Annotated in this window: 10 protein-coding genes; 2 read left to right on the forward strand and 8 right to left on the reverse strand. The window is 52.0% G+C overall.

All coding sequences use genetic code 11. The annotated features are described in order from the left end of the window. The 6 genes from ACTBZS_RS04050 to leuC form a co-directional block, all read right to left on the reverse strand. Nucleotides 1-1915 (reverse strand): type IV pilus assembly protein FimV (locus tag ACTBZS_RS04050; protein WP_463043347.1); only part of this gene is annotated, 1915 nt, incomplete at its 3' end. Nucleotides 1916-2032: 117 nt separating this feature from the next. Further along, nucleotides 2033-3001 (reverse strand): Asd/ArgC dimerization domain-containing protein, encoded by a 969-nt coding sequence (locus tag ACTBZS_RS04055; RefSeq protein ID WP_463043348.1) that lies wholly within the window; start codon nucleotides 2999-3001, stop codon nucleotides 2033-2035. 194 nt (nucleotides 3002-3195) lie between these two features. After that, nucleotides 3196-4311, reverse strand: a complete 1116-nt coding sequence (gene asd, locus ACTBZS_RS04060; RefSeq protein ID WP_463043362.1) for an aspartate-semialdehyde dehydrogenase — start codon at nucleotides 4309-4311, stop codon at nucleotides 3196-3198. A gap of 49 nt (nucleotides 4312-4360) precedes the next feature. Next, entirely contained in the window at nucleotides 4361-5422 is a 1062-nt protein-coding gene (gene leuB / locus ACTBZS_RS04065) for a 3-isopropylmalate dehydrogenase (RefSeq protein WP_460430771.1), read from the reverse strand. A 29-nt stretch (nucleotides 5423-5451) separates the two neighbouring features. Continuing rightward, a complete protein-coding gene (gene leuD / locus ACTBZS_RS04070) occupies nucleotides 5452-6090 on the reverse strand; it encodes a 3-isopropylmalate dehydratase small subunit (RefSeq protein WP_460430772.1) in 639 nt (212 codons plus the stop codon). Nucleotides 6091-6101: 11 nt separating this feature from the next. Continuing rightward, nucleotides 6102-7523, reverse strand: a complete 1422-nt coding sequence (leuC, locus tag ACTBZS_RS04075; protein ID WP_463043363.1) for a 3-isopropylmalate dehydratase large subunit — start codon at nucleotides 7521-7523, stop codon at nucleotides 6102-6104. A gap of 169 nt (nucleotides 7524-7692) precedes the next feature. On the opposite strand from leuC, the gene ACTBZS_RS04080 reads away from it, so the two are divergent. Next, nucleotides 7693-9114 (forward strand): MATE family efflux transporter, encoded by a 1422-nt coding sequence (locus ACTBZS_RS04080; RefSeq protein ID WP_463043349.1) that lies wholly within the window; start codon nucleotides 7693-7695, stop codon nucleotides 9112-9114. Nucleotides 9115-9122: 8 nt separating this feature from the next. Further along, complete coding sequence (murB, locus tag ACTBZS_RS04085) at nucleotides 9123-10133, forward strand: UDP-N-acetylmuramate dehydrogenase (protein WP_463043350.1); 1011 nt, start codon at nucleotides 9123-9125, stop codon at nucleotides 10131-10133. On the opposite strand, the gene ACTBZS_RS04090 is transcribed toward murB, so the two are convergent. Further along, nucleotides 10130-10576 carry a c-type cytochrome gene (locus ACTBZS_RS04090; RefSeq protein WP_460430775.1) on the reverse strand — a complete coding sequence of 149 codons (447 nt, stop codon included), beginning with the start codon at nucleotides 10574-10576 and terminating at the stop codon, nucleotides 10130-10132. The two genes, murB and ACTBZS_RS04090, sit on opposite strands and share 4 nt — an antisense overlap. 99 nt (nucleotides 10577-10675) lie before the next feature. Further along, nucleotides 10676-12469 (reverse strand): DEAD/DEAH box helicase, encoded by a 1794-nt coding sequence (locus ACTBZS_RS04095; RefSeq protein WP_463043351.1) that lies wholly within the window; start codon nucleotides 12467-12469, stop codon nucleotides 10676-10678. Nucleotides 12470-12750 lie beyond the last annotated feature (281 nt).

The raw sequence follows: 12750 nt of genomic DNA on the forward strand, positions 1-12750 counted from the left end.
AGATGTGTATAAGAGACAGGGGTGGCGGTTCGGCCAGAATATCATCGATGGCAAAGTCAAAATCGAGGATCGGGTTTTCTACCTCAGGCTTAGGCGGTTCGGCCACTGGCGCAGGTACTGCTTCTGGCTCAGGTTCAACTACCTCGTCATCAGGAATCACCTCTGGTTCAGGCGCAGGCGCCGGTGTTGGTACTGGTGTACCAGACAAATCTTCGGCAAACATCGCCATCATGGCATCAATTTCTGCGTCTTCTGCCGTTGGCGTTAACGCAGGCGGCGGGACAGCTTCAGTTAAAACTGCCGGCGCAGGAACCACTTCTTCTAAATCGTCTAGCAAAGCTTCCATTTCCAACTCAGGAATTGCATCGGCTGGGCTCGGTGCAGGAGGAATAGCCGCGCTGACCGGTGGAGATGCGGGTTGACCGGGGATGGCCAACATGTCGAAATCTTCTGTGAACTCTAACAGTGCGCCGGGCGGTGGCGTTGGCGCAGCCGCAGGTGGCGGTGTTTCTGTTTCAGACACCACCGCCTCCAACAGCGGCTCAGCCACGATTTGAGACATTTCAGGTGGCTCTGGTTCAACTGCAACCGGCTCAGGTAAAGGTTCCGGCTCTGGCTCAATCACCGGCTCAGGTGGCAGCGGTGGTGCAGTAGCAATCACCTCATCAACAGCCGCCAATTCTTCCGTTTTTTGCTCTTGCCGGCGACGCCAATAGAATAGGCCCCCTAACACGGCGGCTAGACCAGCTGCCCCACCTGCCGCCCACGGCCAAATGGGTTCTTCTTCTGGCTCGGGTATCGCTGCTTTTTCAACGGGAGCAGGTTTGGTGGCAGCCGGAGCAGCTTGTTCTGTGGCAGGCGCTTGGGCCGGATCGGGCTTACCTTCACTGCGGTTTTGCTGTTCAGCCAGTGCCTTATTTTTCAGCTCTAATAAGGCTTTCATATCGCTGACATTTTTTTCCAGCTCTTTGATGCGATCATTTGCCTCGTCTATCGCTTTATCACGCGCAACCAATTCTTCCTCTAAGACTTGCACTTTTTTCTGTGCATTGGCTAACGCTTTCTCATCAGCACGAGATAAACGTAAGACATCCCGCCCTGCATCAGCACTCGGTGCCGCAGTTTCAGGCGTTTGCGCGACAATACGACCTTTAGTGGTGTCTGGTGCGCGCTGTTGTCCGGTTTGTTGCGACGCCATATCCGCTACACGGCCACGATAAGCACGCCAGTTGGCAACCTGTGCCTGTACCTCGCGATGCGCTTCAGCAGGCGGCGTTTTGGCCAATTCATTTTTTGGAGGGACGTTTAATGTTTTGCCGGCAATCACGATGTTCATATTGCCAGCAAAAGCACGGGGATTGGTTTCATACAACCCGACCATCACCTGTTCCAAACTCACGCCACTTGGCTTTACTTTACTGGCAATACCAGACAACGTATCACCGGTGCGAACAGGATAGGTTTTACCATTGGCCAATGGACCAGCGGCCTCTTCTTTGGCAGTGGTTTTTTCTGGGGGGGTAGCAGGGCCACCGATAAGACCGGTTAGCGCCTGTGAACGAGTTTTCCCTGCTGTTTCAATATCCAATAACACTGAAACATAAGCACTACGAGCAGGCGTCGGCGAGGCCAAACGCACCACCGCTTTACCATCTGCTTTTTTCTCGACTGAGATCACCGCATCACGGAGAAATTCGGGATAGGGCAAGCGGTTACGTTTAAATTGATCAGCCGAGGCAATACGAATTTTTAAGTCGTTGGCTGCAACATCGCTCACTTCTAATTCAGCCCGAAATGGCTGACCCAAGCCAGAAGTAATCCGCAAGGCACCCAGCTCGGCAGCCATAGCCGGTGCGGCAGACAGCAATAAAGAAGTCGCCAGCACATTTCGTCGGAAAGTCGGGGAAAAGTTCACAGCCCACCTTTTTCTTATTGCGTAGAATTTTTTATGGTCCTGAATAGCCACGCTACCCAAGCCGTAAACTGACACAAGCTATCAAGTGTGTCGTGATTTTACGGGTGTCGCAATATTTTACTGTCCTGTTGCCAGCAGTTCTAGCACAGGTTTTGCAACCGCAACCCGCACATTATCGGCACACAACCAGAAATTCAACAGCGATTTTTGCGTTTCTGCGCGATTGATACGGGCAATAGTCAAGGTATCTTGGCCAGTCACCGACATTGGATTCGCATCTGCTAAGGCTTCCTCTGCCAAGACGACACACCCTGCGGCCCGCCACCATTCGCATAACGCCTCGATATCCACGGGCATTTCTGTTTCTATTTCAACATTTAAGGTATGACCAAAAAACACCGGCACCCGATGACGGCGCACAGTGACATTGTCTTCAGTCAACAGCAACAGTTGTGCCAACTGTTGTTGTGCTTGGTCTTGCTCTGCTTGTGACAGTGGCAGAATATTAAACGCCATCCGTTGAGGAAAAATGTCGTTAATCAACGGTTGTTGATTAAACAAGGCGGTGGTTTGCGAAGCCAGCTCTTCAATGCCAGCCTGACCATAATCTGATACCGCTTCCATACTGACAGCCGACACCCGACGCAAGCGGGTATGTTGTTGAATCGGCAACAAAGCTTGTGCCAAGACACTGACCACCGGCAAAGGCAAAGCCACCGCAGTGGTTGCTACGGTTTTGTGTAAAGCGCGTACTGCCTGCGGCCAACAATTGGCTACGTCATCCACTGCCAACACCACCAACAGCCCAAGTTGTTGTAATTCACGCGCTAAATCGCTGTCATGTGCCACGGCCGCATGGCAGATCACCACGGCTTGTACCTGCGTGAAATCAAAGTCGTGATAGTCACCGACGGTTAACTCATGATGACCAAAATAAACAGATTCGCCGGCCAAATCGGCCAAATCGAGAGCATGGACATTTGCCAGCGGCCAACTGGCGCCAGCGAGTAAATCACAAATTGCACCACCCACCACGGTTGTGGCACCAATAATTGCAATCGCAGAAGAAGAAACCATGTGAGACATAAAACATCCTAAAAAATACATAAAACAGCGTGAAAACTTGTTGCAAAAACAACACGCTTTAGCCAAATAAAGGTGAATTTAATTGCAAAACCGTCAACAAAACAGCAACCCACACATTCACTAAAAAGGGCATCGCAGATGATGCCCTTGCTGATGCCGCATGGGGGCAGTAGCTGCCCCCACACACCTTCAGATTACTTGTCCAACACAATACGCAACATACGACGCAGTGGCTCAGCCGCACCCCACAACAGTTGGTCACCGCAGGTAAAGGCACTGATATATTCACCACCCATGCCGAGTTTGCGAATACGACCCACTGGTACGGTCAAAGTCCCTGTCACCGCTGCTGGTGTCAATTCTTTCATCGACACTTCGCGCTGGTTTGGCACCACTTTTACCCAATCGTTGGCTTTGGCCAACAAGGCTTCGATTTCGGCAACAGGCAGATCTTGTTTCAGTTTGATGGTCAGCGCTTGGCTGTGGCAACGCATGGCACCAATCCGCACACACAGGCCATCAATCACGATAGGATTGGTTGCACGACCCAAGATTTTATTGGTCTCAACGCCGCCTTTCCATTCTTCTTTCGATTGACCATTGCCCAAATCTTTGTCAATCCAAGGGATCAAGCTCCCAGCCAACGGCACACCGAAGTATTCAGTTGGGTTGGCATCAGAACGGATAAACTCTGCCACTTTGCGATCGATGTCGAGAATCGCGCTGTTTTTGTCGGCCAATTCAGCAGCCACAGCCGCATTCACGGCACCCATGCCTTTGAGCAATTCGCGCATATTGTTCGCACCAGCGCCCGACGCCGCTTGGTAGGTCATCGATGTCGCCCACTCAACCAGATCGTTTTGGAACAAACCACCCAGTGCCATCAACATCAGACTGACGGTGCAGTTCCCACCTACGAATGTCTTACCGCCTTTAGCGAGGGACTCTTTGATCACATTCATATTGACTGGATCTAAGATAATGACTGCTTCATCTTCCATCCGCAGCGCGCTGGCAGCATCAATCCAATACCCATCCCAACCAGTCGCACGCAATGGGGCGTACACTTCGTTGGTGTAGTCGCCACCTTGGCAGGTGATAATCACGTCACATGCTTTGAGCTCGTCGAGATTTTTCGCATCTTTCAGTGCAGGGGCGGTTTTGCCACCAAAGCTTGGTGCAGCACCACCGGGGTTAGAAGTGGTGAAATAAATCGGCTCGATATGGGCAAAATCATTTTCTTCTACCATGCGCTGCATCAGCACTGAACCGACCATCCCGCGCCAGCCAACTAAACCGACTTTTAACATCATCTATCCTTTATCTATTCAAAAATTGATTTTGATCCAGTCACACGGCTTACAGTGCCGCTAACACAGCATCGCCCATTTCACGGGTACCGACGCGGTGGGTGCCAGGTTCGTAAATATCACCGGTACGCAGACCTTGTGCTAACACGGCCTTCACCGCGTTTTCGACACGCTGTGCCGCTTGTTCCTGATTGAAGGTATAGCGCAACATCATGGCAGCAGACAGAATCGTTGCCAGCGGATTTGCCACCCCTTTGCCAGCGATGTCGGGTGCCGAACCGTGGGAGGGTTCGTACAAGCCTTTGTTATTGGCGTCGAGCGATGCCGAAGGCAACATCCCAATCGAACCGGTTAACATCGAGGCTTCATCGGACAAAATATCGCCAAACATATTGCCGGTAACCATCACGTCAAACTGTTTTGGCGCTTTCACCAGCTGCATAGCCGCGTTGTCCACTAACATGTGGGTCAGTTCGACTTCCGGATATTCTGGTGCCAATTCGGTCATCACATCGCGCCATAATTGGGTGGTTTCCAGCACATTCATTTTGTCAACCGAGCACACCCGCTTGTTGCGCTTCATCGCCGCTTCAAACGCCACCCGACCAATACGGCGGATTTCGCTTTCGGTGTAGTGCATGGTGTTGTAACCGAAGCGTTCGCCATCGCGCACTTCTACACCGCGTGGTTGACCAAAGTAGATATCCCCCGTTAATTCACGCACGATCAGAATATCCAAACCAGCGACAACCTCAGGCTTCAAGGTAGAAGCATTCGCCAGTTCAGGATACAAAATGGCCGGACGCAAATTCGCAAACAGGTTCAAGTCTTTACGAATCGCCAACAAACCGCGTTCTGGACGGAGTGGACGGTCGAGGGTGTCGTACTGTGGCCCACCGACTGCGCCCAATAAAATCGCATCCGCTTCGCGAGCCAATTTTTGCGTCACATCGGGATAAGGCTGACCATATTGGTCATACGCCGCCCCACCCAAAGGTGCTTCTTCCATTTCAATCGGCAAACCGTCACTACGCAGGGCGTCTAACACCCGCTTGGCTTGTTCAATAATTTCTGGGCCAATCCCATCACCCGGTAAAACAGCAATTTTCATGAGCAGTGTGCTTTCGTTGAATCAGCCAGTTAGGCGAATAACCAAGGTTGTTGCTGACGTCGCGCTTCTTCATAACGACGGATTGCTTCAGCATGGGCCAACGTCAAACCAATTTCATCCAAACCATTTAATAAGCAATGTTTGCGATGTTCAGTGATGTCGAACGCGAACGAAGTACCGCCGGGAGTGGTGACGGTTTGTTGTGCCAAATCGACGGTGAGGGTATAGCCGTCTTGGGCTTCACATTCACGGAATAGCTGATCGACCGCTTCGGCGGCTAAGACAATCGGCAACAAACCGTTTTTGTAACAGTTGTTAAAGAAAATATCGGCAAAACTTGGGGCAATCACAACGCGGAAACCGTAGTCTTCGAGTGCCCAAGGTGCATGTTCACGGCTCGAACCACAACCAAAGTTTTCACGAGCTAACAGCACTTGCGCACCCTGATAGCGTGGGAAATTCAGCACAAATTCAGGATTGCGTGGCCGTTGGCTGCAATCTTGACCGGGTTCACCGTGGTCGAGATAACGCCATTCATCAAACAAATTCGGGCCAAAACCAGAGCGTTTGATCGATTTCAAAAACTGTTTTGGAATAATGGCATCGGTATCGACGTTAGCGCGGTCGAGTGGGCAGACAAGGCCATTGAGTTGCGTAAACGCTTTCATAGTGTTTTCTCTCAGAACTGGCGGATATCAACAAAGTGGCCACTGATTGCGGCAGCCGCAGCCATCGCAGGGCTAACCAAGTGGGTCCGTCCACCTTGACCTTGGCGGCCTTCAAAGTTGCGGTTAGACGTCGAGGCACAGCGTTCACCCGGCTCGAGACGGTCGGCATTCATGGCCAAGCACATCGAGCACCCCGGTTCACGCCACTCGAAACCAGCAGCCAAGAACAGATAATGCAAGCCTTCCTGTTCTGCTTGTGCTTTCACATTACCCGAACCCGGTACCACCAAGACCTGTTTCACTGAAGGCGATTTTTGCCGGCCTTGAATCACGGCAGCTGCCGCACGTAAATCTTCAATCCGAGAATTGGTACAGGATCCAATAAACACCTTATCAACAGCAATTTCGGTAATCGGGGTGTTGGCCTGTAAGCCCATATAGTTCAAGGCACGCTCAATGCTACCCTTTTTCACCGGATCGGCTTCTAAAGCCGGATCGGGCACGCGGCCATCGACCCCAATCACCATTTCAGGTGAAGTCCCCCATGTGACCTGAGGCACAATCTCGGCAGCAGGCAATTCCACCACGGTATCAAACTGTGCGCCTTCGTCAGAATGCAGGGTATTCCAATACGCGACAGCAGCCTCCCATGCCTCTGCTTTTGGCGCAAAGGGACGGCCCTTGACGTATTCAATGGTTTTTTCATCCACCGCCACCATGCCAGCACGCGCACCGGCTTCGATCGCCATATTACACAAGGTCATCCGGCCTTCCATCGACAGGCTACGAATGGCTGAACCTGCAAACTCAATCGCATAACCGGTGCCGCCAGCGGTACCAATTTTACCGATGATGGCCAAAGCCACATCTTTAGCCGTCACGCCAGCGCCTAAATCACCCTCGACACGGACTAACATCGATTTCGATTTTTTCGCCACCAGTGTTTGTGTCGCTAAGACATGCTCGACTTCTGAGGTACCGATACCGTGAGCCAAGCAGCCAAAGGCACCGTGGGTCGACGTATGGCTATCACCACACACCACGGTCATTCCCGGCAGGGTTGCGCCTTGTTCAGGCCCAACCACGTGCACGATCCCTTGGTTGATATTTTTGAAGGGGAAATACGCTAACGCGCCCACTTCGCGGATGTTGGCATCCAACGTTTCCACTTGTTGCCGTGAAATAGGGTCGTCAATGGCTGCCGTCCCTTCCGCTTTATCCCAATCGGTAGTCGGGGTGTTGTGGTCGGCAGTAGCGACGATGGAAGAAATTCGCCACGGTTTGCGGCCAGCCAATTTTAAGCCTTCAAAGGCTTGTGGGCTGGTCACTTCGTGTACCAAGTGACGATCGATATATAACAGCACAGTGCCATCGGCTTCTTCGCGGATGACATGACTGTTCCAAAGCTTGTCGTAAAGGGTGTAGGCCATGATAGGGGATGCTTCTGTCAATATTCTCCGAACCGCAGATTATTGCATGAGCCAGTGCGCTGCACCAGACTGCACCCCTATCGAGCATTGACCATTGCAGGCGGAGGGCGTACATTGCTTGACAGATTTTCACTCACCCAACACCCGCTTATCTTTGCTGAAGCGGGTTTTTTTGTTATGGCTTATGGTTGCTGATTTATTTCAACGTTCGGCAAGTTTGCGTGAAATGCGTGCTTTGCTGGCCTTGGCATTGCCGATGATGGTGGCGCAAATTGCCCAAGTCGCCACCGGTTTTGTCGATACCGTCATGGCTGGGCGTGTCGGGACGGCTGATTTGGCAGCGGTGTCGCTCGGTTCAAGCATTTTAATCACCGTCACCATCACGTTTGCGGGTTTGTTGATGGCCTTAAATCCCATCATCGCCCATCATTTTGGCGCACAAGAACATCAGCGGATTGGTAGCAGTTTTCGGCAAGGTTTGTGGATGGGCTTGGCACTTGGCGTGATCGGTTTATTGTTAACCTTGGGGCTGGCCTATACTGTCCCCGCCATGTTAGGCGTTGAAAGCCAAGTCGCAGAACAGACCAAAATCTATCTGATTGGAGCCGCACTCGGTGTACCGGGATTTCTATTATTTCGGGTATTCCATGCCACCTCATCCAGCCTGAATCACACCAAACCGATTATGGTGGTCAGTGTTTTGGCGTTGATTTTGAATGTTCCCCTGAATTATTTCTTTATTCATGGTTGGTTTGGACTGCCAGCACTCGGAGGGGCGGGTTGTGGCTGGGCAACAGGACTGGTGTTTTGGTTTTCTGCTTTGGCACTCGGGGGCTATGTGGCATGGGCGGCACCTTATCGCGGTTTTAAGTTGTTTCAGCAGATGGAGTGGCCAGACTTTGCTCAACAGCGCAACATCATCCACCTTGGGGCCCCCATTGCACTGTCGTTCTTTCTCGAAGTCAGCGCATTTAGCTTTGTCGCACTATTCGTGGCACAACTCGGCACTGTCGTCGTTGCCAGCCACCAAGTGGTGATCAATGTCTCTAGCCTGTTGTATATGATCCCACAAAGCCTTGGCACCGCATTGAGTGTCCGCGTCGGGCAAGCCATCGGTGCTGGTGACTATCAAGCCGCGCGTTTTAAAAGTCGGGTCGGGGTGTTGGCTGGGCTGTTATTGGCATTGCTTACCGCCTTGCTGATTTTGTTGGGGCGTGAAGGCATTGCCCGTGGTTACAGCCCCGACCCACAGGTGATTGAATTGGCAAGTGCGTTGCTGCTGTTTGCCGCTTTATTTCAGATTGTCGATGCCACACAAACCATTGCTTCGGGTGCCTTGCGTGGTTATAAAATCACCACCATTCCGATGGTCATTCATGCGGTTTCATTTTGGGGCGTGGGATTGGGCATGGGTGTGTGGTTTGGCTTATATCTGCCCCCAATAGCTTCACTCGGTCTCGACGGGCCATTGGGCGCGCATGGTTTTTGGTTGGCACTGACCATTAGCCTGACTGTTGCCGCCATTTTATTAGTGTCTTACTTAAACCATATCAGTCGCCAGCGCTTACACCGCCAGCGTCACACCACTGCCTAGCCATGACGATGTTAACGCCAATTTTTGATGCTGATTTACAGCCTTACAACAGCTTTGGTTTTGCCTCACGGGCAGAGCGCTTATTCACCCTCACGCAAGCGGAACAACTACCTGCCTTGGTTGCCGATCATGGCTTTCGTCACGGCCCACGTTGGATTTTAGGTGGAGGCAGTAATGTATTACTTCCTCCCTATTTGGCCGGTACCGTTGTGCTGATGTCTGTCAAAGGCATTGCCTTACTCAGCGAAGACGATCAACAGGTGAAGATCCGCGTTGCGGCGGGAGAAAATTGGCATGAGTTTGTGCAATTTTGTCTGGCTCAAGGATGGTATGGCCTTGAAAACCTCAGCCTGATTCCGGGTACCGTCGGTGCAGCACCGATACAGAATATTGGCGCGTATGGAGTGGAAGTTGGGCAATGGATTGAGACAGTCGAATTTATCGACTTAGAGAGCGGACAAACTCACCGTTTATCGGCGGCGGCATGTCAGTTTGCCTACCGCGACAGCATATTTAAACGGCAATGGCGACACCGCGCGTTGATTACCGCAGTCGAGTTTCAACTGTCTAAACACGCCCAACCACGCTATGACTACGGCGATCTCAAACTCGTGCTACAACAGTGGGACACCATCACACCACAGGCCGTTGCACAGGCAGTCATGACTGTTCGCCAAAGTAAGCTACCCGACCCAAAACAGTTAGGCAATGCCGGTAGTTTCTTTAAAAACCCACTGGTAGATGATGCAACGTTACAGCGTTTAATAGCCCAACACCCTACCCTCGCCCACCACGGTAACAAACTGGCCGCAGGTTGGTTAATTGATCGGGCTGGTTTGAAAGGCTATCGGCAAGGGCCAGTCGGGGTGCATGGAAAACAAGCGTTGGTGTTGGTCAATTACGGCGGAGGCAGCGCAGCGGACATAATGGCGCTGGCCGAGCATGTGCAGCACACCGTCGCTACATGCTATGGCGTGCTGTTAGAACGTGAACCGGATGTGATGGGCAATTCGGTTTAAGGCAAGACTTTGCTACGGAAACTGTCGTGACAGGATTTACAGCTTTGCGCCACTTCACCATAGCGTGCCCGTAGGGTTGCTAAATCGGCTTGGGCGGTGGTGGCTTGGTGCAAAGCTTTTACACGCGAAGAAAATAGCTGTTGTTCTGCCTGAAAATCAGCCGCTTGGGTCCAAATCTCGGCTTTTGCACGGGTTTTACCGCGATCGGAACCGGGAGGGAAGTATTGCCACGGGGTGTTGTGGCTATTGAGCAGCGCCAACGCATGTTGTTGGAAAGGCTGTGCTTGATAGGGCTTTGCCCCACGAATCATCATCCCCATCGGTTCGAACGCCCGCAGGATTTTTTTAAATTCAGCTTGCCGCGTCGCCACCGGATCGTTAGCCCAAGTTAAAGGGGCCAATAAGGTACTCGTCAGCAACACCACTACCGTTTTTTTCCACATGACAAACTATCCTGAATAAACAACAACGGCCCTTAAACAAAGTTAAGAGCCGTCGTAAGACATTGAATGGCCATTGTTTAAGGCAATGGCAGCATTCGATTATACCGTGTCGCGGAAGTTCCGGCGTTGGCCACCACCGCCACCAAAGCTACGTGGTGCACGGCTATCGTGGCCTTGACGCTGACCACCACCATTGCTGGAGAAACGACCACCTTCGCTACGATGGCTGCTGCCTTCGTTGCGATGACCGTGCGCTTCGCGATGGCCAGAGAAACCACTGCGGTTGCCGCCGTTACCAAAACCGCCGTGATGTTGACCATCAAAACCAGCGCGTGGTTGACCATCGAAACCGCCACGGCCTTGACCGTATTCACGACGGCCACTGTTGTTGCCGTCTTCGGTACGACGAGCACCGCCGCCAAAACTACGTTCTTGACCAAAGTTGCGTTCGGTTGTGTTGCGTTCACCGCTATAGCTACGGCCTTCGCCACGTGGCGTACGGGCAACATCACCAGCAAAGCCTTGGCTATCGCGTGAACGTTTCCAGTCACCATCACCACCGCGTGGAGCGCGATCTTGGCCACCCGAGAAACCACGGCTTTGACCTTTGCTAAAGCCACTGCCTTGACGCTTACCAAAACCACCACCGCCACCACCTGGTTTACCACCGCGACCAGCGGCAGCAGGGGCAGGACGGAAACGGGCTTCTAAGCCGTTGACTTGCAATTCTTCTAAGCGTTGGCCAATGAAACGCTCGATGCGTTTTAATGGACCGACATCGATACGACCCACTAAGGAAATCGCGACGCCTTTCGCACCAGCACGACCAGTACGACCAATGCGGTGAACGTAATCTTCAGCAAATTTTGGCAAATCGAAGTTAAAGACATGGCTGATACCCGCAATATCCAAACCACGCGCTGCCACATCGGTAGCAACTAAGATATCGCAGTGGCCACGTTTTAAGCTGTCAACAGTACGTTGACGGTCACGTTGGCGCATATCACCATGCAATGCCGCTGCACGGATACCGCTGGCGTCTAATTCATTCGCCAGTTGGTCACAATCGCGTTTTGTTGCGGTGAAAATAATTGCCTGACGCACTTCATCGCTTTGCAAGAAGTGGTCTAACAATTTGCGTTTGTGTTCCAAACCGTCGGTGTAGCACAGTTTTTGTTCGATGTTTTCGTGGCGTTCAGTGCGCGCAGCAATTTCAATCGTGGCAGGATCGCGCAGCAAGTGAGCAGCGAAATCGTTCACGGTGTTGTTCATGGTGGCAGTAAAGAACACCGTTTGGCGTTCTTTTGGCAGTTGTTCTGCAATCGCCAACACGTCATCAGAGAAGCCCATATCTAACATACGGTCGGCTTCGTCGAGGACAAATGTATCTAAGCGGCGGAAGTCAACCACACGCGCTTCGATCAAATCCAACAAGCGACCAGGGGTTGCGACCAACACTTCTACTGGACGCGACAAAGCTTCACGCTGAGCACGGAAAGGCATCCCACCCGTGACACACAGGGTGAAAACACGGCTCATTTCACGAGAGAACATGCGGGAGGCGTCAGAGACCTGCTGCGCCAATTCGCGAGTTGGTGTCAACACCAAAATACGAGGGCCACGGCCTTGACCACGCACGTTTTCGCTTAAGCGATGCAGCGCAGGCAACATAAAGGCAGCCGTTTTACCGGTACCGGTTTGTGCCGATGCAATCAAGTCTTTACCTTGCAACAGGTAAGGAATCGCTTGAACTTGAATAGGCGTTGGTGTTGTCAGGTTATTTTTGGTCAGAGCAGCAACAATACGTGCTTCAAGACCCAATTCGGTAAAAGAAGGTACAGCGGTATCAGCTTGGGAGGAGGCAATAGTTTCTACGGTCGAAAAATCGGACACAAGATTTCCTTAAAAGGGCAATAAGTCAAGTGGGCGCCCAGCGCCAAGCACGGCGTCATGCTGAACTTAGACAATACGGTAAGCGCACTCGAACATAACGTGGAGTGACAGCTAATAAACCGGAGGGTCGTCTACAGGTTCCAAAAGACGGTCGGCAAATACATCGATGCCAACCAAAGTGCCGAATCAAGAGAAAATCGACGGGGGGCCAGATATCGATGAAGCGTTGCAATAACGCAAGCTGAGCAAAACGAACGCGCATTATTAACGAATCTCGGACA

The sequence above is a fragment of the Aquaspirillum sp. genome (assembly GCF_055136605.1).